Below are 21121 nucleotides of genomic sequence, written 5' to 3' on the forward strand. Positions count from 1 at the left end.
CAACAATTTTCCAGCCCATTCATTAACGCGTTGGCGACGGAAATCGCCTAGTTTTTTCGGCGATCGGCACAAGGAGTTTCAAATTGGTACGCGGTGAAAGCGGCATTGCCTTCTCAATGCCGGGCGGCGATGCGTCGGGACCGGCCCGTTCGCGCCCAGTGGATCTGGCCCATCTGGCCCGTCAGACAATGGGCGATCGCGCCCTCGAACAGGAGGTATTGGCACTGTTCGTACAGCAGGCGCTTTCCGTCCGCGACAGAATTGTCGATGCCGACGTCAGGGAGCGACTGCTTCTGGCGCATGGGCTGAAAGGTTCGGCGCGCGGGGTCGGCGCCTTTGCCATCGCCGACTGCGCCACCTCGATCGAACAGCAGCCGGAAGATGCGCGCATCCTCAAGCGCCTCGGCACCCTGATCGAGGAAGTGCGCGATTTCATCGCCGCCATCAGCCGGTAATGGCTGCCGCTCGGCAGCGGCCACCGGGATGAATCGACGGGGCCAGGGCGTGCTTTGGCCAGCTTTCCGAAAAAACGTCACAAAGCGGCGCTTTCGCGCCGCAGTTGACTTGTCCGGTGGAGTGATTATCTCGGCTGGGACTCCCTTCAGGTGATAAATGACCAAGCTGACCTTCATTGCCCATGACGGCACTCCTTTCGATGTCGAGGCCGAAAACGGCTCGACCGTCATGGAGAATGCGATCCGTAGCGCGGTGCCGGGCATCGAGGCAGAATGCGGCGGCGCCTGCGCCTGCGCGACCTGCCATGTCTATGTCGACGAAGCCTGGACGGCCGAGGTCGGCGAGCCGGAGGCGATGGAAGAGGACATGCTGGACTTCGCCTATGACGTCCAGCCGAACTCGCGGCTGTCCTGCCAGATCAAGGTGCGCGACGCGCTTGACGGCCTGGTCGTGCGCGTGCCGGCTCGCCAGGGTTGATCTCCCGTACCATCTGATTTTTCCCGCCGCCGCTTGGCAGCGGGCCAATGCTCATGCAGTCTCGCGCCAGTTTCGCCCCAGTCTGACAATGAGGCTCGCCTGGCATGACCGATGTAATCAAGACGGACGCACTCATCGTCGGGGCGGGTCCGGTCGGCCTGTTCGCCGTGTTCGAACTTGGCCTCTTCGACATGAAGTGCCATCTGATCGACATCCTCGACCGACCGGGCGGCCAATGCGCCGAACTCTATCCGGAAAAGCCGATCTACGACATTCCAGGCTGGCCATCGATCTCGGCGCAAGGCCTGGTCGACAGACTGCTCGAGCAGATTCACCCGTTCAAGCCGGATTTTACCTTCAACCGCATGGTCTCCAGCCTGGAAAAGCTTGACGACGGCTCATTTCGGGTCACCACCGACGAGAACGAGGTGTTCGAAGCCAAGGTGGTGGTGATCGCCGCCGGTGGCGGCTCGTTCCAGCCCAAACGGCCGCCCATTCCCGGCATCGAGGCCTATGAGGGCAGGAGCGTCTTCTATTCGGTGCGCCGTATGGAGGAATTCCGCGGCCACGACCTCGTCATCGTCGGCGGCGGCGATTCCGCACTCGACTGGACGCTGAACCTGCAGCCGGTGGCAAAAAGCGTGACACTGGTCCACCGGCGCGCGGAATTCAGGGCGGCGCCCGACAGCGTCAACAAGATGTATGCCATGCAGGAGATGAAGCAGCTGGAGTTCCGGGTCGGCCAGGTGAGCGGCCTGACCGGCGCCGACGGCGAGCTGGCCTCTGCTACCATCAAGGGCGGGCCTGACGGCGACATCGAGGTGCCGTGCACGCGCATGCTGCCGTTCTTCGGCCTGACCATGAAGCTCGGCCCGATCGCCGAATGGGGGCTCAACCTTCATGAGAACCTCATCCCGGTCGATACCGAGAAATTCCAGACTTCGGTGCCAGGCATCTTTGCCGTCGGCGACATCAACTGGTACCCAGGCAAGCTGAAGCTGATCCTGTCGGGTTTTCACGAGGTGGCGCTGATGGCGCAGGCCGCCAAGCGCATCATCAGCCCCGGTGAGCGCATCGTCTTCCAGTACACGACGTCGTCGACCAGCCTGCAGAAGAAGCTCGGCGTCGTGGAGTAGGTCCTACAGCGCTTTCCGGATCACTCCACCAGAACGACCGGCGCCTCGGCCTCGTCGCGGCCGCGCAGTGACTTCTCCGGCATCAGCGCCAGCGTCATCAGCGCCAGCACGAGCGTGACGGCCGCGGCAAGGAAGATCATCATGAAGGGCGTCGCCGAGACGATCTGTCCGGCAGCCGGCGCGCCTTCGCCGGCAAGCGGCAGGCCATAGCCGAGCGCGACGGCGCCGAGCATGGCGACGCCGAGCGCGCTGCCCAGCGAACGCAGGAAGGTCAGCACGCCGGTGGCAACACCGAGATGCGCGCGGTCGACGGCGTTCTGCACCGATACGGTGGCGACCGGGAAGGTGGTGCCGCTTCCAAGGCCGATGCAGATGGTCAAGAGCTCGACCACCAGCAGCGAGGCGCGGCCGGCGACCAGGCTGAGCACGCCAAGGCAGATAATGGCGAAGAGAACGCCGACCATGGCTATACGCTTGTAGTGGAAGAAGCGCGGTATCGTGCGGCCGCTGAAGGTCGCGCCGGCGACCGTTCCGAGCAGCAGGCCGAGCATGGCAAGGCCCGACTGGCTGACCGACAGGCCGATGATCGACTGCAGATAGACCGGCAGGTACACCGACAGGCCGATATTGGCGGCCTGCAGCAGGAACATCGACGCCGTGCCGGCAAGCACGATCGGATTGCTCAGCACTTCAAGCGAAATCAGCGGCTCGGCCGCACGCATCAGCCTGAGCGCGAACGCACCCCAGAAGACCGCCGAACAGGCGAGCAGGCCGACGATCTCGCGCGAGGCCCATGGATAGGCGCTGCCGCCCCAGTTGAGGGCCAAAAGCAGCAATGCCGTCGCCACCACCAGAAGCAGCGCGCCCGGCGCGTCGATGCGATGCCGCTTTGCGGCGACCGGCAGTTTGCGCAGCGGCTTGTTGATGATGGCCATGGCCAAGATGCCGAGCGGGATATTGATCCAGAAGATCAGCGACCAATGCAGATGTTCGGCAAATCCGCCGCCGAGCAAAGGCCCGGCGATGCTGGCGACCGCCCAGGTGCCCGAAATCCAGGCGGCATAACGCGCGCGTTCGCGCGGCGGCACCAGGTCGCCGATGACGATCTGCGCCAGGGCGAACAGGCCGCCGCCGCCCGCACCCTGGATCGCCCGGCCGATGACCAGCACGAACATGTTGGGGGCCATGGCGCTGACCAGCGATCCCAGAAGGAAGATCAGGATCGCCGCATAGACGGTCGGCCGGCGGCCATAGACGTCGGAAATCTTGCCGTAGAGCGGCGCCATGGCGGTCGCCGTCAGGAGATAGCCGGTCACGATCCACGGCAGGTAGTCGGCATGGCCGAGCGAACGGCCGATGGTCGGCATGGCCGGCGCGACGATTGTCTGGTCGAGCGCCGCCAGCAGCATCGACAAAAGGATGCCGGCGATGATGACGTTCTTCTCGCTTTCCGTCAGCGGCGCGGCGGGAGGCAGCCTAGCCGGCTTGTCGACAGCTTGGTCCATGTCAGTTCATCCATAAAGTTTGAGAGCGATTGCGCGGCGCCAAATGGCCGCTCCGCTACGCGCCGCCTCAATTGGTCTTGATCTGGTGTTTCGAAGGTCGCGCCTTGCCAGCCTGACATATCTTGCGAGCCTGACATATGTCGTCCCGTATAGGCCGATTTCGACCTATGCCCGAAAATTTTCTGGGGCTGGCCTCATGTTTCGGCAGAATTGGCTTGGTATCAGTCCGTGTTTCAGCCGGGCGGAAGCTGGCCGTTCTCGACGCGCTGCATGCGGTAGCGCAGCAGCCGCAGGATGCGGCTTTCGAAATTCACGCCTTCCACGCGGTCGAAGCGCAATTGGTCCTGGTCATGCCTGGCGAGTTCGGCCGCGGTGATCTGCGCCGCCTTCGCCTTTGCCCCGGCGCAGGTCTTTTGCGCAAAGCTCGCGTTCAGCGCGTCTTCGAGCAGACGGCCGTGGTTCTTGGCGATCTCGACATGACGCTCCTCATGGCGCTTGATGTCGGCCGACAGCGTGTCCCAGAACAGCCTGACATCGGGATCGGCCTTGCGCGGCCTGCGCCACTCCGGAAGGATGACCTTGACCTTGACGGTGACGGCAGCCTTGGCGATGCGGCAGGTGTCAGCGGTTTGCGCGTAGCTGATGCGGGTGGTGAACGCCATCTGGGTGGCGCCTGGATGCCGCATCCCGGTGCTTTTCACCTCGGGTCCATGCTTCGACAATTGCGTCTCGATGTCATCGAGCGTGCTGCCGCCGATGGCAAAATAGCTGTAAGTCTTCACCAGATTGGCAGCATTCGCCGGCAGGACGGTCAAAGCCAGCATCAGGGCGCAGAGCAGGGGTCGTTTCATCATGTTGCCTCTTCACTCACCTTGCTTTACGGCCGTTGCCGGCGCAACGGAATTGATCTTCCACCGATCACGCATCGTTGATGGATTGCAAGCGCTCGATGAGCCACATGCCAATGAGCCACATGCCAATGAGACACATGGTTGAAGGACAATGACGACAAGGCGATGGCAACTGGCGCATAAGTGCCATCTCGACCTTGGCGAGAAAGCCATTGTGGTCGGCATTCTCAACGTCACGCCGGACAGTTTTTCGGATGGCGGACTGTTCATCACGCCTGACCAGGCGGTGGCGCAGGCGCACCGCATGGTGGAAGAAGGCGCCGCCGTCGTCGATATCGGCGGGGAATCGACGCGCCCCGGCGCCTCGCCCGTGACGCCTGAAGAAGAGCAGACCCGCATCCTGCCGGTGATCGCAGCACTCGCCGGTTCAGGCGAAGCCCTGATTTCGGTCGACACCTATCGCGAGGAAACCGCGCGCCTCGCCGTCGCCGCCGGCGCGCATATCGTCAACGATGTCTGGGGCTTGCAGCGTGAACCCGGCATCGCCCGCGTCGCCGCCGAGACCGGCGCCGGACTGGTCATCATGCATACCGGGCGCGAGCGGCAAAAACTGCCCGACGTCATCGCCGACCAGTTTTTGTTCCTCAAGGCTTCGCTGGAAATCGCCAGGCGCAGCGGCGTTGCGGACGATCATATCGTACTCGATGCCGGCTTCGGCTTCGCCAAGGAGACGGCTGAGGAAAACCTCGACCTGATGGCGCGGTTTTTCGAGCTTAAGGAGCTCGGTTTTCCCTTGATGGCCGGCACCTCCAGAAAACGCTTCATCGGCACCGTCACCGGCCGCGAAGCCGGCGCGCGCGCCGCCGGGACGGCAGCCACCAGTGTCATCCTGAGGCTGAAGGGCGCCGATCTGTTTCGCGTTCACGATGTCGCAATCAACATGGACGCACTGGCCGTCGCCGATGCTATGCTGGCGCGCGAAAAGCCAGGACGCTGAGCCCAGGACACTAAGAAATGTACGTCATCCGCATGAAGAACTGCGCCTTCTTTGCCCGGCACGGCGTGCTGGATGAGGAAGAGGCGCTTGGCCAGCGTTTTTATGTCGATGCCGAGTTGACGGTCGAGCCCAGCCGCCCGCTGGAGGATGATTCCATCGAGGATACCGTCAATTACGGCATCGCCTTCACGGTGATTGAAAAGATCGTCACTGGACATCGCCGTTTCCTGATCGAGGCGCTGGCGCTCGAAGTAGCGAAGGCGCTGACTTCACGGTTTCCGCAGATCAGGAAGGCCGAGATCACCGTGCGCAAGCCCAACGCACCGGTGCCCGGCGTGCTCGATTACGTCGAGGTGACCGTTGTCTGGCCAGAGTAGCAATAACACGGTCTATCTCAGCCTTGGCGGCAATCTCGGCGATCCCTCGGCCTCGATGGCCACGGCGCTGCGCCTGCTGGACGCCGACGAGAACACGCGTGTAATCGCCGTCTCCTCGCTCTATCGCACGCCGCCCTGGGGCAAGCTCGACCAGCCGGATTTCCTCAACGCCGCTGCCGAAATCTCGACCTCGCTGGCGCCAAGGGCGCTGCTCGACCTCTGCCTCGAGGCCGAGCGCAAGCTGAAGCGGGTGCGCGAGGAGCGCTGGGGTCCGCGCCTGATCGACATCGACATATTGGTGTTCGGCGACCGCACAATCCACGAAACCGGGTTGGAAGTGCCGCATCCCAGGATGCTGGAGCGCGCCTTCGTGCTGGCGCCCCTGGCCGAGATCGCGCCGGATCTGGCGGTGGGCGGCAGGAGCGTGAGCGCGCGGCTCAGCGCCGTCGATACATCAGGCATAGAGCGACTGGCATCCGGCCGTGATTGGTGGCTGGGTTAACCGGAGAAGCCGCCGCCATCGAGAAATGCCTGTTCGTCCGCCGTCGTCTCGCGGCCAAGCATCTTGTTCCTGTGCGGAAAGCGGCCGAAACGCTCGATGATGTCGCGATGCTCGATGGCGTATTTCACATACTCCGGCGCCCTGGCGGTGGTGAGCTCGACCGATCTGTCCTGGTCGGCGGGCAGTTCCGAATGTTCGTAGGGCAGGTACAGGAAGACGCGCAGGTTTTCTTCCAGCGCAAGGTCGTGGCCGGCAGCGATCGCCTTGGCGGCAAAATACCGCGCCAGCGGATCGGTGGCGTACATATGGCCTGAGCCGCGAAAGCAGTTGCGCGGAAACTGGTCGAGCAGGATCATCAGCGCCAGCGAACCCTCGGCATGCTCCGACCATGCGTCGCACTCGCGCCGGGCGGCGGCAAAGTGCAGGTCGAGAAACCTGCTGCGGAAATTCGCGTCGAAGGCGTCGTTCTTCTCGAACCACGCGTCTTCGCCGGCCTCGCGCCAGAATTTTGTGACGGCGAGCGCGCGCTCATCCAATGCGGTCATCAGCTTTCCCCCTGATCGGCGGGCTCCGGCTTGTGCAGCACGCCGGCCGTCTCTTCGTTCAGCGCCTGGCCGGGCCGGCGCGGTTGCGTCAGCGGCGTCGGGATCGGCGTGCCGGTATTGCCCCTGAGGAAACGTTGCCCGGCGCGGACGCCTTCGGCCAGCTGCGTCTCCAGTCGGGCATTGTCGCGCCGTCGCACATCCTCGATGACATCGGCGACATCTTCCGGCTCGACGCCCAAAACCTCGAGCGCGGAACCGCTGAAGACGAGGGCCGATTCGAAGGTCTCGCGCAGTTGGAAGTCGACGCCGGCGCGGATGAGCGAGAGCGCGGTGCCGCGATCGTACGCGCGTGCCAGGACGGTCAGCAGCGGGAACTCCGCCTTGATCAGTTCCGCCATGCGCACGGCGGCGTCCGGCTTGTCGACGCAGATCAGCACGGCGCGCGCGCGGCCTGCACCTGCGGCGCGCAGAATGTCGAGCCGCGTGCCGTCGCCATAATAGACCTTGAAGCCGAAATCGGCGGCCGCCTGGATCATTTCGACATCATTGTCGATGATCGACACATCGATGCCGCGCAACAAAAGCGGCTGGCTGGCGATCTGGCCGAAACGGCCGAAGCCGATGACCAGCACACTGCCGGTAAGGCCGTCGGCGATGTCGACGCCTTCAAGCGACTGCTCTTCGCGCGGCGTCACATATTTGAGCGCAATGATGGCCAGCGGCGTCAGCACCATGGAGATGATGATGATCGCGGTCAGCGTTGCGTTGGCCCGGCTGTCGATGATGCCAACCGCCGCTGCGGCCGAATAGAGGACGAAGGCGAATTCGCCGCCTTGCGCCATGATCACGGCGCGTTCCAGCGCTTCACGATGACCGCTCTTCAGCAAGCGGGCGACGAGGTAGATGCCGAGCGCATTCATCGCCATGTAGGCGACGACATAGACGGCGATCAGCCGCCAGTTGTCGGCCACCACATGCAGGTCGAGCGACATGCCGACGGCGAGGAAGAAAAGGCCAAGCAGGATGCCGCGGAATGGCTCGACGTCGGCCTCCAGCTGGTGGCGGAAGGTCGATTCCGACAACAGCACGCCGGCGAGGAAGGCGCCCATCGCCATCGAGAGGCCGGAAAGCTGCATGACCAGCGCCGACCCCAGCACGACCAGAAGGGCTGCCGCCGTCATGACTTCGCGCGCCTTGGCGTCGGCCAGGATGCGGAAGAACGGGTTGAGCAGATAGCGGCCGGCCACCACCAGCCCGACGATGGCGCCAAGACCGATGCCGATTTCGGCCAGCCTCTGCTGCAGGGTCATCTCGGCGCCGCCCGGCGCCAGGAAGGCGACCAGCGCCAGAAGCGGCACGATTGCCAGATCCTCGAGCAGCAGGATGGAAACGATGCGCTGGCCCTTGGGGCTCGCCATCTCGCCGCGCTGTTCCAGAAGCTGCATGACGATAGCCGTCGAGGTTAGGACGAAACCGGCGCCGGCAACGAAGGATTGCGCGATCGGAAAGCCGCCGGCGAGACCAACACCGGTGAGCAGCAAGGCGCAGACGCCGACCTGCAGCGCGCCGAGGCCGAAAATCTCGCGGCGCAGGCCCCATAGCCGCGACGGCTGCATCTCCAGCCCGATGATGAACAGGAACATGACCACGCCGAGTTCGGCGACATGCAGGATGGCTTCCGATTCGGAAAAAATGCCAATACCGAACGGGCCGATGACCACGCCCGCGGCGAGATAGCCGAGGATCGAGCCCAGCCCCATGCGTTTGAAGATCGGAACGGCGACGATGCCTGCGGCAAGCAGCGCCACCACCTGAATGAGATCGCTGCCCGATGCTTCCGCTGCCATGCCTCTTGTCCCTGTGTCCGACAGCACTCCTTGCATGCACTGGGAGCGGGAGGCAAGGGCGGGAAGTAGCCTGCCAGGATGGGTAGGGTGCCGCGGCAGCGATTCCCCGGTGGAACAACAGTCTGCGCTTGCCTGTCGGACGGCCGGTATCTATATCTGACAAATGCCTGATTATTCGTCCCGGCCGTCGCCGCTGCCACATATCCCGATGGATGCGCTCAGCGAAGTTCTGCAAGACTTTCGTTTGAGTGGCGTCAACTATGGCCGCTGCGAACTCCGGCACCCCTGGAGCATAGACTTTCCGCAACAACAACTGCTTCGTTTTCACTTTGTCGGCCAGGGTCCATGCTGGATTCACACCGAAGCGCAAGGCTGGCAGGAGTTGCGCGATGGCGATCTGGTGCTGCTGCCGCAAGGCATCGCCCATCGGCTGGCGAGTGCGCCGGACGTGGTGGGCGACTCGCTCGAGGGCTGCCAGGTGATCAAGTTGGGCGGCAACGTTTGCGAAGTGATACGGCAGGGAACGGGCGCGACAAGCACCCTTTTCTGCGGCTCCATGTCTCTCGGCTCCTATGCGCTCAATCCGTTGATCACGTTGATGCCGCCTCTCATCAAGGGTTGCGACGTGGCCGGCAATGACCCGATGGTCGGCCCTTTGCTGGCGGCCATGACGGTGGAGGCCGCGCAACCGCAGATGGGCAGCGCCACCATCCTGTCGCGTATGGCGGATTTGCTGACAGCCAGGCTCATACGCTGCTGGGTCAATTGCAACGGCGCCTCGACCATCGGTTGGCTTGCAGCCATCCGCGACCCCCATATAGGGCGCGCTCTGGCGGCCATGCATCGCGATCCCGGCCACAACTGGACGCTGGGAAGCCTGGCCGGCGTGGCAGGCCAATCGCGTTCGATTTTCGCCGAGCGCTTCAGCGCGGTATTGGGTGAGGGCGCCGCACATTATCTCGCCCGCCTGCGCATGCAGCTTGCCCGCGAATTGCTGGGCCAAAACGGCTTGTCTGTTGCCGAAGTCGCTACCCGTTTGGGCTATGATTCCGAGGCGTCCTTCGCCCGCGCGTTCAAGCGCATCACCAATGTCTCGCCAGGCGTTGTGCGCCGCACAATTCCCGGACGAATGGATATGAATTTCGGATTTTAAGGTACATAACATCCGGGCGGACTCGCCTATCTAAGATCTCCAAACTGTGGAGATCTTCCCGTGACTGACACAACATTACAGCTTGAAGACGCCGCCATTGGCCTTGATGCCGATGCACCAGCCGCGTGGAGCGCGGCCACCTGGTTCGCGGTCCTTTCATTGGCGGCCACCAGCTTTGCCCTGGTGTCTGCCGAATTCTTGCCGGCAGGTCTGTTGACGCCGATGGCGCGCGATCTCGGCATCAGCGAGGGAACGGCCGGACAGGTCGTCACCGCCACCGCTTCCGTTGGCGCCGTGACGGCCATGTTGAGCAATGTTCTCATCGGTCGATTGAACCGCAAGGCGGTGCTGGTTGGCCTCATGGCCCTGGCGGTCGGTTCCAATATTCTTGCGGCGCTGGCGCCCAATTTCTGGCTGCTGTTGCTGGGCCGGGCCGGGTTGGGGATCGCTCTTAGCGCTTTCTGGGCACTTTCCGTTGCCGTCGTGGCGCGGCTGGTTGGCGCCAATGCGACAGGTCGCGGCATGGCGATCGTGACCCTCGGCGTCTCGCTCGCCACCATTGCCGCGCCGTCGATGGGTGCGTTGATCAGTGACTGGCTGGGATGGCGCAGCGCCATGGCCATGACGGCGGGGCTGGCCGCGCTTGCCATGCTGCTGCAGCTTCTCAGCCTGCCGACCTTGCCTGCGGCGGCAAGCAACAGCCTTGCAGACGTCTTTCGGCTGACACGGCGGCGTGGCATCCAACTCGGTATGCTTGCCATTGTTCTGCTGATGACCGGGCATTTTGCCGGCTCGGTCTATGTGCGCCCGTTCCTCGAACAGGTGACGCTCCTCACAACCGGGCCGATTGCCCTGGCGCTGCTCGGGTTCGGCATCGCCGCTGTGATCGGCAATATTGCCGGTGGCCGCCTGGCCGACACCAACATCCACATGGCCCTCGCAGTAACCGCCGCGTTGATGGCGTTTGCGGCACTCGCTTTGGTGCTTTGGGGCGCGCAAACCGGCGTTGCCTTCGGCTTTGTTACGCTGTGGGGCTTCGCCTTCGGCATGGCGCCGGTGGTGCTGCCGACCAATATGTCTCGCGAGGCACCTGATGCGCTGGAAGCAGCAGGCAGCCTGATGGTCACTTCCTTCCAGGTTGCCATCACCGTCGGTGCGGTTGTCGGCGGTTATGTCGTGGACACCTATGGCGCTACGGGGCCTTTGACCCTTACCGCCGTCCTTGCCGCGGCGACGGCCGCACTGGCGCTGCTGCAGCCTCGTGGCTGAAACCTTGCTTCGTCTGACACGGGCGGCCTCAATCAGGCCGTCCGCGCCGTTGCAGCAGCGCTGCACAGGTTTATGCGCCGCACACGTTGCGTTTTGCCGCAATCGGCGGCTATGGGACGCCAGGCTTCGGCCGTTGGAAGGCAGCGGCGATCAAGTTCTGCCTTCGTGAGGAGAATGACTGACATGAAGAAGTTTTTGCTCGTCGGCGTGGGTGTCGCCATGCTTGCCGCATCGGCCTGTTCGAAGGCGCCTGAATGCACGCAGGAGATTGCCGCCAAGAAGGCGCAGGAGATGACCGCCGCGCTGCAGGAGGCGATCACCAAGGATCCGTCCAAGGCCGCCGACCTGACCGCCAAGGTGCAGGCTGTGACGACCAAATATCAGGGCGCCACCACGCCGGCCGACGCCTGCAAGGCCTATGACGAGCTGACGGCCGCCATCAAGGGCTGATTCTTCGTTCGGAAATTGAGAAAGGCGGTGGCTCGAGTAGCCGCCGCCTTTTTTGCTGGCGTTCTTAAAGCGGATCGCGCTGACACGAAGGACGGCCGGCACGCACAGGACCCTGACACGTTGGCCTTGCTGTGGCTTGGGCCGTCGGAGACGCTGACATCGTCGGTTGCGCGCCACATGTCCGATCGCGGCAGAAAGGTGCCGCACCGAGCGGCCCGTGCTTGAGGAGCGCCAACCCGGCCGCAAGGTGGCCTGTCATTTCCCGACATCGAGCTGAGCGGAACAGCTCAGCTATCGCGCAGTGCAACCCCGTTCCGCGCTTTTTGGGGGAACCGCTTGAGAGTCAGTTTTTGGCGATGGAGCCAACTTCGACGGCATCGACGCGCTTGAGGCTCATACCGATGACCGGCACCAGCTGCTGGTCGACGCGCACCGCGATGGTCACCGTCATCGAATTGTCGTCGGGAATGCGGGCCTGCATGACGCCGCGCAATTGGTTGCGGTTGATGGTGAAGACGACTTTGCGGGCATCGACCACATTGCCGCCGATGATGTCCAGGCCCGACCCCGCGGCGCCGCCCATGAAATTGCCCTTGTAGTCGCGGCCCTTGCGCTCGACGGTCGCCGACATTTTCTGGGTGAAGACACCGACGCGGCAGTCGCCATCGAGCGTCATGCCGGTCTTGTTGTCCGGCGTCGAGCCGTCGAAGCTGCAGGTGAACTTCGTGCCCTTGTATTTGCCGGCGATGATTTCGCCCGGGCCGACCCATTTGCCTTCAACGGTCCGGAAGAACTGCTTGTCGGGCTCGGCTGCAAAGGCTTTCCCGGTCGGGCCCAGAGGTGCTGCAAGCGCGACCAGGGGCAGGACGCAGGACAAGATTACGCTTTTCATAGACGACACCCGGCAACAAGGAGGCTGTTGTTGGACGACCATGAACAAGATTGGTTAATGCTTGGTGACCGCGAGAGGGCGTTCACTTGCTTGAGGCGGGTGCTTCATTCTCTTTTTTGGCCGCAAACGAGGTCAGCGCCGACAGGAAATCGCCCATACCCGGCCGCCTGCCGGCAATGAAGGGCAGGGGCCGCGCCGTCTCCATGGCAGCAATGCCGATACGCGCCGTCATCATGCCGTTGACCACGCCTTCGCCGAGTTTCGCCGAAAGCCGTGCGGCAAGGCCATGCCCGACGATCTGCTGGACAAAGCTGTCGCCGACGGCGATCGAGCCGGTCACCGCCAGATGGGCAAGAACGCTGCGCGCCAGCCGGAAAAAGCCCAGCGTGCCCGGCCTGCCGCCGTAGAGTTCGGACAAGCGGCGGATCAGGCGCCCGGCCTCGAACACGACATAGGCAACGTCTACGAGTGCGCGGGGGCTGACGGCGGTGACCAGCGACACGCGTTTGGCTGCTTCGAGGATCATCACCTTGGCTCTCGCATCGAGCGGCCCGAGAATCTCGGCCTCGGCCAGTCGCACCAGATTGCCGCCGTCGATGATCTCGCCGCGCAATTCGGCCAGGGAGCGCCTGCCGGCCGCGGTTTCGGGTTTCGCAGCGACAAAGGCCGAAAGCTCTTCGACGACGGCCCTTGCAGCCTTCGGATCGTCGCGCGCCACGGCATCGAGCGCCCGCTTTTGCAGTTTTTCGACCTCGGCCAGCCGGGCAATAGCCAGGAATTCCCGCACCAGCACGACCGCGAGCGCCAACACGGCAATTGCGGCCATTCCCGCTGCCAGCCACCCCAGCCACTCTGCGCGCTCGAACAGGTCGCGGATGAGTTGGTCGGTCCACAGGCCGACGGCGAGCGAAACCAGCACGCCGACCGCGCCGAAAAACAGGCTGGCAAACAGCGAGCGCCTGCGCGGCGCGGTCGCCAGCGGCGGTTCGGCGGCGACAATGTCGGGTTCGTCGAAGACATCGATCTCGGCCGGCACGACGACGGCGCGCGACTTGCGTGCCGGCGGCTCGGCATGGGGGCGGCGCGTTTCCTGCTTCGGTTCGGCCTCCGGCTCGATGCGGAAAGCTGCCGGTCTGCGGGGCGCGGTCATGCCAGATGGTCTCCGATCAGGAACTGCAAGGCGCGGTCGAGCCTGATATGCGGCAGCGACAGCGTGACGCCTTCAGCGGTGCGTTCGAGCTTTGGCGGGCGAAAGCGCACGAAACGGATCGCCGGATCGTCGCTGCTCTGCCGGTGGTCGGCTTCGGAAACGTCGAAAACCGCGTCAATTTTCTCCGGCAAGTCCCCGGGAAATATGGCGGTTTCGGCTTTACCATCAAAGGTTTCGCCGTTGATCTTCTCGCCCTTCAGCGGCGTGCCGATGATCACCGGCAGGGTTTCGCGGCCTTGCTTGACCGTGCCTTCGCGCGTCGCGCGCACCGCCGCCATGGCGACCACGTCGACATCGGCGCCGGTGAAATTTGCCCGCGCCACGGCGCGGTCGGCAAGCCGCCGCACGATTGCCTGCAGCCGGTCATGGCTTTCGTGATGCAAATGGTCGGCCTTGGTCGCGGCAACCAGGATGCGGTCGATGCGGCGTGAAAACAGGTCGGTGAGGAAATTGCCTCGGCCAGGACGGAAACAGGAGAGGATTTCGGTCACCGCGCGTTCCAGGTCGGCCATCGCGCCGGGGCCGGCGTTCAGCGCCTGCATGGCGTCGATCACCACGATCTGGCGGTCGAGGCGGGTGATGTGTTCGCGGAAGAACGGTTTCACCACATGCGTCTTGTAGGCCTCGTAGCGGCGCTCCATCATCGCTTGCAGCGAGCCGGACCGCGGCCGTTTCTCACCCTTGAGCAGCAAGGGCGCGAAGGTCAGCGCTGGCGATCCCTCGAGGTCGCCAGGCATCAGGAAACGGCCGGGCGGCAAGGTCGAAAGCGCCCGCTCGTCGAGCTTGCAGGCCTTGAGGTAGGCGGCAAAACTCTCGGCGAGGCGCCGCGCCGTCATCTCGTCGGCGTCGGCATTGGGTTCGATCCTCGCCGACAGCGCCCGCCAGTCCTGCGACAGGTCGGCCCGCACCGGCAGCATCGCCATCTCGAACGCCTCGCGCGAAAAATCTGCGAAGGATTTGCCGAGCAGCGGCAGGTCGAGCAGCCATTCGCCGGGGTAGTCGACGATGTCGACCGACAATCGGCCGCTGGAAAACATCCGGTTCCAACCGGAGGCAGACTCATATTCGATGGTGAGCCTGAGTTCCGAAATGGCGCGCGTCGAGTCCGGCCAGACACGGTCGTTGACCAGGGCGGAGATATGGTCCTCGTACTGAAAACGCGGCACGGCATCGTCCGGCTGTTCCTCGAGGAAGGCGCGAGCGATCCGTCCCGACTTCTGCGCCTCGAACAGCGGCAGGCGCCCGCCATGGATGAGATTGTGGACGAGAGCCGAGATGAACACCGTCTTGCCGGCCCGGGACAGTCCGGTGACGCCCAGCCGAAGCGGCGGCGAAAAAAGCCCGCTCGCACGCCCCGACAGCGTATCCAGGGCAATTCTCGCTTCGTCGGTGAAAGTGGTCAGCGATGATGCCAAAATCTGTTCTCTCAGGCGTGCTCTTGCGCCCGATATAGGCTTTGCGGTTCAAGTTTGAAATGGCGCCCGGCCTCGGCCGGCTCGGCTCAGAGATCGACGGGCGTCAGGAAGGCTTCGAGGTAGCCCGCGCCTTGCGCAGCCTCGGTGAGGGTGCCGTCGAAGCGCACGACCGCAAGGCCGGAGGTCGGGAAACCATGGTTCATGATGGCCCGAGCAGCCTCTTCGCCGTCGCCCGAGACCGCCATGGCAAGGTCTTCCGTCATCGGATTGTGGCCGATGACCAGCAGCGAGCCGGGGCCGCCATTGCTGCGGATGATGGCGAGGTAGCCGGCGGCATCCTCGCTGTAGAGCGTGTCGAAGAACAGCACCCGGCCGGTATCGGTGTGGCCGGCGATGCCTTCCAGCGTCTGGCGCGCCCGCTTGGCGTTGGAGCAGAGCGTGATATCGGGGATGTAGTTGCGGGCACGCATCGCAGTCCCCATCATTTCGGCATCGGCAATGCCGGATGCGTCGAGCGGGCGATCGAAGTCGCGCACGCCGGGAAGGGCCCAGCCAGCCTTCGCATGCCTCAACAGATACAGTCTGCTCACCGGACCCCCAATGGTGTGCTGCCCACCAATGACACAACTGGATTAGCCACGAGAAAGGCCTGAGGCACAATGGGCGGCGACGCCCAAGCGCAGCGAATCATGTGCGAATTCGCCCGCGCCCTTGCTATGGAAGGCTTTGCTGAGGATCGCCCGCGCGGCATTAACAATTGCGTGAAACGCGCGCGGATTACGCTTGTGCAGCCTTCTCTGCGCGAATATATAGGCGCCAAATTTGGGGTTGTTGGGTGAGTCGAATGAACGATATCGTTACAGCCAATTACGTACCCTCTGAAGACGAGCCGTTCATGAACGAACGGCAGAAATCCTACTTTCGCCTGAAGCTCGTCACCTGGAAGACCGACATACTGCGCGAAGCGCGCGAAACCCTCGAAATCCTGCAGCAGGAAAACGCCAACCATCCCGATCTCGCCGATCGCGCTTCCTCGGAAACCGACCGCGCCATCGAGCTTCGGGCCCGCGACCGCCAGCGCAAGCTCATTTCAAAGATCGATTCGGCGCTGCAGCGCATCGATGAAGGCACATACGGCTATTGCGAGGAAACCGGCGAGCCGATCGCGCTGAAGCGGCTGGATGCGCGTCCGATCGCGACCTTGTCGATCGAAGCGCAGGAGCGCCACGAACGCCGCGAGAAGGTCTATCGCGACGATTGAGCCGCTGCCGTCAGGCAGGACTGTTTCATCAGAAATGGCCGGGTTTCCCGGCCATTTCTGTTTTTGGCCGAAGGGTTTAGTCCGCCCCCAAGTTAAAGCGCGTCGCGCTGAAACGGACGACACGCTTAAGCGGCGTTCGATCGGGAATCGGCAAGATGTGACGGTTCGCCGGGCTTTATCGTTTCTGGCTGGCGAGTTCGCCGAGCAGCTTGGTCATCTCGTCGTCGAGAGACTGCGGTGCCTTCGCAGCCGGCTTGCTTGCCGGTTTGGGGTGCGAATCGTCGAGCGAGACCTCGAGCTCCCGCATCAGGGTATCGTCGATGGACTCATGCTTCGGTGGCGGGGCCTGCCGGGCAGTATTGGCGGCGGAGCCATAGGCCGGCAGCGGTGTCACATTGCTCGCCTGGTAGATTTGAGCCGGTTTCGGCGCCGGCGCGGCCTGGCGCGGCGGAACGGCGGCCGGAGCAGCCCTTACCGGTTGCGGCGGCGGCGCCTGCCTTGCGGGCGTGGCCGGAGCGGGTTGTGCTGCGCGCGGACGCGGCGCCTGTTGCTGCTGGCCAACACCGCCATCGCCGGTCAATGCCGGACGGCGTGGCGCTGCAAGCCTGATATCGCGCTCGACGACAACGTCGGTTGGGCCGCCGATCAAAAGCAGGTGTTCGATGTCGTCGCGACGGATGAGCACCAGCCGGCGGTGGCTGTCGACTGCCGTGGCGTCCATGACCGCCAGCCGTGTCTTGCGGTTCCTGCCGCCGGCAACGAAGGTGCCGAAGGTCAGGTTGCGGATCAGCCTGATGATGATGAGCACGATGACCAGCAGGACAAGGGCAGCAAACGTCCACAGCAGCGCTGCGGCATATCCGGGACCCGCCACATTATCCAGCCACTGCATCGGTGCCCCCAATCGGCTTTTGAAGTGGAGGGACACTAGACCGTTGCGGCCAGCCACCGCAAGTTGCCTTCACGCTTCGTGAACAGCTTGAAAACACCGACGCGTCATTTTTATCCGACATTTGCCGCCAAGGCCTTTTCCGGATTAGGAGAATGTGATTCAACCGGCCGGGGGCGGTGTCGGACAACTCACGAGCAGGGGGCATATGGCCAGGGAAACGCGCGGCGATTTCTATCCGGTACCGATCGTCGATCAGAACACGCGGCCAGGCGCGGTTACCCGGCTCATCGTGTTCATCATCGTCCTGACTGGGGCCGCGATCGTTTTCGGCATTTTCCGCGAGCGTCTTGGCGATCCGTTCCTGCTCGGCATGCTGGGCGTGCTTGCCATGATCGGCGTCGGCTTCCTGTTCGCCACGGCCATCGGCTTCGTGCAGATCGCGCCGCGTTCGACCGGGGACGAACTGTCGAAGGCCTTCGTCGATTCGATGTCGCAGGGCCTGATCGTCACCGACACCAAGGGCCGCGTCGTCTACGCCAACCGGGCCTACGCCGAGATGACCGGTGCCGCGTCGGCCGCCGATCTGAAGACGGTCGAAGGCCTGCTTTCCGATGTCCCCGAAGCTTCGGTGACCATATACCGGCTGGCCTCGGGCTTGCGCGATGGCCAGGCCGGCGACGGTGAGTTCCGGCTAGCACAGTCGATCCGGCCGGGCGCCGAACCCGGCGCGCGCTGGTACCGGGCGCGGGCCCGGACCTTCAGCGTTCCCGGTCAGCGCCTGCCGATGCTTGCCTGGCAGCTTGCCGATATCTCGCAGGAACGGGCCGAGCAGGAGCGTTTCTTCCTCGACTTGCAGAAGGCCATCGACCATCTCGACCATGCGCCGGCCGGTTTCTTCTCGGCCGACCAGGAAGGCCGCGTCACCTACATCAACGCCACGCTCGCCGAATGGCTGGGCATCGATCTGGCGAGCTTCACCCCTGGCGCCGTGACACTCCCGGAAATCGTCGCCGGCGACGGCATGGCGCTGGTGCGCTCGGTCAAGGCCGATCCCGGCACCACCCGCAACGCCGTCATCGATCTCGATCTGACGACGACAACCGGCGAGGCGGTGCCGGTGCGCTTCATGCATCGGGTCTCGGCCAGCCGAGAGGGGACCAACGGTCCGACCCGCACCATTGTGCTCAACCGCACCCAGGGCGAGGACGCATCGGCCGACCTTCGTGCTTCGGAAGTGCGCTTCACCCGTTTCTTCAATTCGACGCCGATGGCCATTGCTGCCGTCGACAATGGCGGCCGCATCCTGCGCACCAACGCGCCGTTCCTGTCGCTGTTTTCCTCCGTCGTCGACGGCGACGCGGTCGACCGCCGCGTGCGGCTGGACACCGTGATCCACGAGCGCGACCGGCCGGCCTTTGCCGCCGCGTTCGAAAAGGCGCGGCTGAGGCAGGCCGACATCGAGCCGATCGACACGCTGCTGCCCGGCAATGAGGAGCGTCACATCCGCTTCTACGTTAACGCCGTCGCCGACGGCACCGGCGAGGGCGCCGAGGAATCGGCCATCGTCTATGCCGTCGAGACCACCGAGCAGAAGGCGCTCGAGGGCCAGATGGCGCAGAGCCAGAAGATGCAGGCGGTCGGACAGCTCGCCGGCGGCATCGCCCACGACTTCAACAATGTGCTGACTGCCATCATCATGGCGTCGGATCTTTTGCTGACCAATCACCGGCCGTCGGACCCGTCCTTCCCCGACATCATGAACATCAAGCAGAATGCCAACCGGGCGGCCTCGCTGGTGCGGCAGTTGCTCGCCTTCTCGCGCAAGCAGACATTGCGGCCGGAAGTGCTGAACCTGACCGACGTGCTTGCCGATCTCCGGATGCTGCTTGCCCGCCTGGTTGGCAACGAGATCAAGCTGAAGGTCGACCACGGCCGCGATTTGTGGCCGGTCAAGGTCGATATCGGCCAGTTCGAGCAGGTGGTGGTCAACCTGGCCGTCAACGCGCGCGACGCCATGCCGGCCGGCGGCGACCTCACCGTGCGCACCCGCAACGTCACCGCCGAACAATGCAAGAGCTTCTCCTACCGCGAGCTCACGCCTGCCGACTATGTCGTGGTCGAGGTCGAGGATAGCGGCTCGGGCATTGCCCCGGACGTGCTGAAGAAGATTTTTGAGCCGTTCTTCACCACCAAGGAAGTCGGCAAAGGAACCGGCCTTGGCCTGTCGATGGTCTATGGCATCATCAAGCAGACCGGCGGTTTCATCTTCTGCGATTCCGAAGTCGGCAAGGGTTCGACCTTCCGCATCTTCCTGCCGCGCCATTTCGTGGAGGCGAAAAAGCCCGGCGACGTCAGCGAGGCGCCGGCTGCGCCGGTGAAAGCCGCCGACAGCGCCAAGGACCTGTCGGGCTCGGCCACTGTGCTCCTCGTCGAGGATGAAGACGCCGTGCGCATGGGCGGCTCGCGGGCGCTGACCTCGCGCGGCTATACCGTCCATGAGGCCTCCTCGGGCGTCGAGGCGCTGGAAGTCTTCGAAGCGCTCGGCGGCAAGGTCGATATCGTCGTGTCAGACGTGGTGATGCCGGAAATGGACGGACCGACGCTGCTCGGCGAACTGCGCAAGCGCCAGCCCGACATCAAGTTCGTCTTCGTGTCCGGCTATGCCGAAGACGCTTTCGCCAGAAACCTGCCGCCTGACGCGCAATTCGGCTTCCTGCCGAAGCCGTTCTCCCTCAAGCAACTGGCCACCGTGGTCAAGGATGTATTGGAGTCCTAGGGCGCCCTAATTCAAAGCTTGCGCAATGACGTGACACTGCCATGATTGCAGGCGAAACGGGCGGCGGGTTTGGGGAGCATGTCGTGACGCCGCACAACGAGGCTGCCAGGGGCGACTATGCCGCAACGGTGCTGTTGCCGGGCGATCCGCAACGCGCCGAGTGGATGGCAAAGACATTTCTTGAGGCGTCGCGCTGCGTCAACCGCCGCCGGGGCGCACTCGGCTTCACCGGCCTCTATCGCGGCCGTCCCATCAGCATCCAGGCCACCGGCATCGGTGTCCCGTCTTTCCTGGTCTATGTGCATGAACTCCTGGATGTTCACGGCGTCAAAACGCTGATCCGCACAGGCACCTGCGGCGGCCTGACACCCCGCGTGCCGCTGCGCTCCTTGGTGATCTCGCAGTCGGTGCGCGCCGAAAGCGACCAAAGCGGCCAGGTCTTCGGCCTCTACGATGCTGCCGCCGGGCCCGATCCCGGCCTGTTCACCCACGCTTTGGCCTGCGCCGCCCAGCTCGGCATCGACCACCAGGCCGGGCTGACCATCTGCAGCGATGTCTTCTACCACCCTGAAGGGCGCGACCGCTTTGCCGAAGCGCAGGCGCTTGGCGCTCTCGCTGTCGATATGGAAACCAGCGCACTCTACCGAATCGCGGCGCATTTCGGCGCCCGCGCGCTGTCGCTGCTGACCGTCGTCGACAACATCGTGACCGGCGAACAGACTGCCTATTCCGAACGTCAGGCGCTGTTCACCGATATGGCGCGGCTCGGGCTCGACGTTGCGGCGGAAGGCTAGCTTCCTCAGGCCGCTTCGCGCTTCGGCGTCAGCTCATCCATGTCTGGCCGGTGACCGCGCAAATAGAGCGCGCAGGTGGTGCGCAGCATCGACGCGAAGTTGGGAATGGCGCCGTTGATCTCGATCGCCTCGTCATAGAGTTTTGAGATGAACTTCGGCGTCGTCAGGCCTTGGCTGTCGGCAATTTCGTCAAGCAGCGCCCAGAACGTTCCTTCAAGCTGGATACTCGTAGAGTGACCGTCGATGCGGATCGACCGGTTGATCTGTCGATAGCCTTCCGGATCCTGCCCGGCAAAAACCCTGCACATCCTTACCT

At 63.9% G+C, this 21121-nt stretch carries 23 protein-coding genes; 13 read left to right on the top strand and 10 right to left on the bottom strand.

Going from position 1 to position 21121, the window contains the following annotated elements; genetic code table 11:
- Window positions 1-116: 116 nt before the first annotated feature.
- From NKK50_RS13590 to NKK50_RS13600, 3 genes are all read left to right on the top strand, one after another.
- On the top strand, window positions 117-455 hold the full coding sequence (locus NKK50_RS13590; RefSeq protein WP_023688665.1) for an Hpt domain-containing protein: 339 nt from the start codon (window positions 117-119) through the stop codon (window positions 453-455).
- A 157-nt stretch (window positions 456-612) separates the two neighbouring features.
- Window positions 613-933 (top strand): 2Fe-2S iron-sulfur cluster-binding protein, encoded by a 321-nt coding sequence (locus NKK50_RS13595; protein WP_023673507.1) that lies wholly within the window; start codon window positions 613-615, stop codon window positions 931-933.
- Between the two features lie 104 nt (window positions 934-1037).
- The gene (locus NKK50_RS13600; RefSeq protein ID WP_023673506.1) at window positions 1038-2069 is read left to right on the top strand and encodes an NAD(P)/FAD-dependent oxidoreductase; all 1032 of its coding nucleotides are present in this window, start codon (window positions 1038-1040) and stop codon (window positions 2067-2069) included.
- A 20-nt stretch (window positions 2070-2089) separates the two neighbouring features.
- Here the strand turns inward: NKK50_RS13600 and NKK50_RS13605 are convergent, their stop codons facing one another.
- Both NKK50_RS13605 and NKK50_RS13610 read right to left on the bottom strand, forming a co-directional pair.
- Entirely contained in the window at window positions 2090-3574 is a 1485-nt protein-coding gene (locus NKK50_RS13605) for an MDR family MFS transporter (RefSeq protein WP_023834144.1), read from the bottom strand.
- 233 nt (window positions 3575-3807) lie between these two features.
- The gene (locus NKK50_RS13610) at window positions 3808-4428 is read right to left on the bottom strand and encodes a DUF922 domain-containing Zn-dependent protease (RefSeq protein WP_023728091.1); all 621 of its coding nucleotides are present in this window, start codon (window positions 4426-4428) and stop codon (window positions 3808-3810) included.
- Between the two features lie 148 nt (window positions 4429-4576).
- Here NKK50_RS13610 and folP point away from each other — a divergent pair, with 148 nt between their 5' ends.
- The 3 genes from folP to folK are packed head-to-tail and all read left to right on the top strand — an operon-like array spanning window position 4577 to window position 6301.
- The gene (folP, locus tag NKK50_RS13615) at window positions 4577-5422 is read left to right on the top strand and encodes a dihydropteroate synthase (RefSeq protein ID WP_023739999.1); all 846 of its coding nucleotides are present in this window, start codon (window positions 4577-4579) and stop codon (window positions 5420-5422) included.
- A gap of 17 nt (window positions 5423-5439) precedes the next feature.
- Window positions 5440-5799, top strand: a complete 360-nt coding sequence (folB, locus tag NKK50_RS13620) for a dihydroneopterin aldolase (protein ID WP_023673502.1) — start codon at window positions 5440-5442, stop codon at window positions 5797-5799.
- Window positions 5783-6301 (top strand): 2-amino-4-hydroxy-6-hydroxymethyldihydropteridine diphosphokinase, encoded by a 519-nt coding sequence (gene folK, locus NKK50_RS13625; protein ID WP_023739998.1) that lies wholly within the window; start codon window positions 5783-5785, stop codon window positions 6299-6301. The genes folB and folK overlap by 17 nt, the downstream gene beginning before the upstream one ends.
- Here the strand turns inward: folK and NKK50_RS13630 are convergent.
- Together NKK50_RS13630 and NKK50_RS13635 are read right to left on the bottom strand one after the other, a co-directional pair.
- Window positions 6298-6846, bottom strand: coding sequence for a DUF924 family protein (locus NKK50_RS13630; protein ID WP_031204189.1), 549 nt, complete (start codon window positions 6844-6846; stop codon window positions 6298-6300). The two genes, folK and NKK50_RS13630, sit on opposite strands and share 4 nt — an antisense overlap.
- A complete protein-coding gene (locus NKK50_RS13635) occupies window positions 6846-8693 on the bottom strand; it encodes a monovalent cation:proton antiporter-2 (CPA2) family protein (protein WP_352543547.1) in 1848 nt (615 codons plus the stop codon). The genes NKK50_RS13630 and NKK50_RS13635 overlap by 1 nt, the downstream gene beginning before the upstream one ends.
- A 163-nt stretch (window positions 8694-8856) precedes the next feature.
- On the opposite strand from NKK50_RS13635, the gene NKK50_RS13640 reads away from it, so the two are divergent.
- From NKK50_RS13640 to NKK50_RS13650, 3 genes are all read left to right on the top strand, one after another.
- Window positions 8857-9846: an AraC family transcriptional regulator gene (locus NKK50_RS13640; protein WP_023706171.1), complete on the top strand. Its 990-nt coding sequence runs from the start codon at window positions 8857-8859 to the stop codon at window positions 9844-9846.
- Between the two features lie 60 nt (window positions 9847-9906).
- Window positions 9907-11115 (top strand): MFS transporter, encoded by a 1209-nt coding sequence (locus NKK50_RS13645; RefSeq protein WP_023834142.1) that lies wholly within the window; start codon window positions 9907-9909, stop codon window positions 11113-11115.
- Window positions 11116-11298: 183 nt separating this feature from the next.
- On the top strand, window positions 11299-11565 hold the full coding sequence (locus NKK50_RS13650; RefSeq protein ID WP_023688654.1) for a hypothetical protein: 267 nt from the start codon (window positions 11299-11301) through the stop codon (window positions 11563-11565).
- Window positions 11566-11908: 343 nt separating this feature from the next.
- Here NKK50_RS13650 and NKK50_RS13655 read toward each other — a convergent pair whose 3' ends face one another.
- The 4 genes from NKK50_RS13655 to NKK50_RS13670 form a co-directional block, all read right to left on the bottom strand.
- The gene (locus NKK50_RS13655; RefSeq protein WP_023673495.1) at window positions 11909-12457 is read right to left on the bottom strand and encodes a hypothetical protein; all 549 of its coding nucleotides are present in this window, start codon (window positions 12455-12457) and stop codon (window positions 11909-11911) included.
- Between the two features lie 82 nt (window positions 12458-12539).
- Window positions 12540-13607 (bottom strand): YcjF family protein, encoded by a 1068-nt coding sequence (locus NKK50_RS13660; RefSeq protein WP_023834141.1) that lies wholly within the window; start codon window positions 13605-13607, stop codon window positions 12540-12542.
- Complete coding sequence (locus tag NKK50_RS13665) at window positions 13604-15082, bottom strand: YcjX family GTP-binding protein (protein ID WP_352543548.1); 1479 nt, start codon at window positions 15080-15082, stop codon at window positions 13604-13606. The genes NKK50_RS13660 and NKK50_RS13665 overlap by 4 nt, the downstream gene beginning before the upstream one ends.
- 86 nt (window positions 15083-15168) lie before the next feature.
- Window positions 15169-15672, bottom strand: a complete 504-nt coding sequence (locus NKK50_RS13670; protein ID WP_023815810.1) for a SixA phosphatase family protein — start codon at window positions 15670-15672, stop codon at window positions 15169-15171.
- 69 nt (window positions 15673-15741) lie between these two features.
- On the opposite strand from NKK50_RS13670, the gene NKK50_RS13675 reads away from it, so the two are divergent.
- On the top strand, window positions 15742-15921 hold the full coding sequence (locus NKK50_RS13675) for a hypothetical protein (protein ID WP_023696495.1): 180 nt from the start codon (window positions 15742-15744) through the stop codon (window positions 15919-15921).
- A gap of 5 nt (window positions 15922-15926) precedes the next feature.
- Window positions 15927-16343 (top strand): RNA polymerase-binding protein DksA, encoded by a 417-nt coding sequence (gene dksA, locus NKK50_RS13680; protein ID WP_023673491.1) that lies wholly within the window; start codon window positions 15927-15929, stop codon window positions 16341-16343.
- Between the two features lie 175 nt (window positions 16344-16518).
- Here dksA and NKK50_RS13685 read toward each other — a convergent pair whose 3' ends face one another.
- Window positions 16519-17235, bottom strand: a complete 717-nt coding sequence (locus NKK50_RS13685; RefSeq protein WP_023706175.1) for a flagellar biosynthetic protein FliO — start codon at window positions 17233-17235, stop codon at window positions 16519-16521.
- Window positions 17236-17440: 205 nt separating this feature from the next.
- Here NKK50_RS13685 and cckA point away from each other — a divergent pair, with 205 nt between their 5' ends.
- Window positions 17441-20011 (top strand): cell cycle histidine kinase CckA, encoded by a 2571-nt coding sequence (gene cckA / locus NKK50_RS13690; protein WP_352543549.1) that lies wholly within the window; start codon window positions 17441-17443, stop codon window positions 20009-20011.
- 83 nt (window positions 20012-20094) lie between these two features.
- The gene (locus tag NKK50_RS13695; protein WP_352543550.1) at window positions 20095-20805 is read left to right on the top strand and encodes a purine-nucleoside phosphorylase; all 711 of its coding nucleotides are present in this window, start codon (window positions 20095-20097) and stop codon (window positions 20803-20805) included.
- 5 nt (window positions 20806-20810) lie between these two features.
- On the opposite strand, the gene NKK50_RS13700 is transcribed toward NKK50_RS13695, so the two are convergent.
- The gene (locus NKK50_RS13700) at window positions 20811-21113 is read right to left on the bottom strand and encodes a ribbon-helix-helix domain-containing protein (protein WP_023670924.1); all 303 of its coding nucleotides are present in this window, start codon (window positions 21111-21113) and stop codon (window positions 20811-20813) included.
- Window positions 21114-21121 lie beyond the last annotated feature (8 nt).

Source organism: Mesorhizobium sp. M0001, from assembly GCF_040324255.1.
Taxonomy (GTDB): Bacteria; Pseudomonadota; Alphaproteobacteria; order Rhizobiales; family Rhizobiaceae; genus Mesorhizobium.

What these genes read in the sequence shown, in the direction of transcription:
- NKK50_RS13700 (WP_023670924.1), bottom strand. Translation starts at nt 21,113, where the DNA reads ATGTGCAGGGTTTTTGCCGGGCAGGATCCGGAAGGCTATCGACAGATC.
- folP (WP_023739999.1), top strand. Translation starts at nt 4,577, where the DNA reads ATGACGACAAGGCGATGGCAACTGGCGCATAAGTGCCATCTCGACCTT.
- dksA (WP_023673491.1), top strand. Translation starts at nt 15,927, where the DNA reads ATGAACGATATCGTTACAGCCAATTACGTACCCTCTGAAGACGAGCCG.
- NKK50_RS13685 (WP_023706175.1), bottom strand. Translation starts at nt 17,235, where the DNA reads ATGCAGTGGCTGGATAATGTGGCGGGTCCCGGATATGCCGCAGCGCTG.
- NKK50_RS13590 (WP_023688665.1), top strand. Translation starts at nt 117, where the DNA reads ATGCCGGGCGGCGATGCGTCGGGACCGGCCCGTTCGCGCCCAGTGGAT.
- NKK50_RS13650 (WP_023688654.1), top strand. Translation starts at nt 11,299, where the DNA reads ATGAAGAAGTTTTTGCTCGTCGGCGTGGGTGTCGCCATGCTTGCCGCA.
- NKK50_RS13660 (WP_023834141.1), bottom strand. Translation starts at nt 13,607, where the DNA reads ATGACCGCGCCCCGCAGACCGGCAGCTTTCCGCATCGAGCCGGAGGCC.
- NKK50_RS13610 (WP_023728091.1), bottom strand. Translation starts at nt 4,428, where the DNA reads ATGATGAAACGACCCCTGCTCTGCGCCCTGATGCTGGCTTTGACCGTC.
- NKK50_RS13605 (WP_023834144.1), bottom strand. Translation starts at nt 3,574, where the DNA reads ATGGACCAAGCTGTCGACAAGCCGGCTAGGCTGCCTCCCGCCGCGCCG.
- folB (WP_023673502.1), top strand. Translation starts at nt 5,440, where the DNA reads ATGTACGTCATCCGCATGAAGAACTGCGCCTTCTTTGCCCGGCACGGC.
- NKK50_RS13675 (WP_023696495.1), top strand. Translation starts at nt 15,742, where the DNA reads ATGGGCGGCGACGCCCAAGCGCAGCGAATCATGTGCGAATTCGCCCGC.
- NKK50_RS13630 (WP_031204189.1), bottom strand. Translation starts at nt 6,846, where the DNA reads ATGACCGCATTGGATGAGCGCGCGCTCGCCGTCACAAAATTCTGGCGC.
- NKK50_RS13655 (WP_023673495.1), bottom strand. Translation starts at nt 12,457, where the DNA reads ATGAAAAGCGTAATCTTGTCCTGCGTCCTGCCCCTGGTCGCGCTTGCA.
- NKK50_RS13640 (WP_023706171.1), top strand. Translation starts at nt 8,857, where the DNA reads ATGCCTGATTATTCGTCCCGGCCGTCGCCGCTGCCACATATCCCGATG.
- NKK50_RS13595 (WP_023673507.1), top strand. Translation starts at nt 613, where the DNA reads ATGACCAAGCTGACCTTCATTGCCCATGACGGCACTCCTTTCGATGTC.
- NKK50_RS13600 (WP_023673506.1), top strand. Translation starts at nt 1,038, where the DNA reads ATGACCGATGTAATCAAGACGGACGCACTCATCGTCGGGGCGGGTCCG.
- NKK50_RS13635 (WP_352543547.1), bottom strand. Translation starts at nt 8,693, where the DNA reads ATGGCAGCGGAAGCATCGGGCAGCGATCTCATTCAGGTGGTGGCGCTG.
- cckA (WP_352543549.1), top strand. Translation starts at nt 17,441, where the DNA reads ATGGCCAGGGAAACGCGCGGCGATTTCTATCCGGTACCGATCGTCGAT.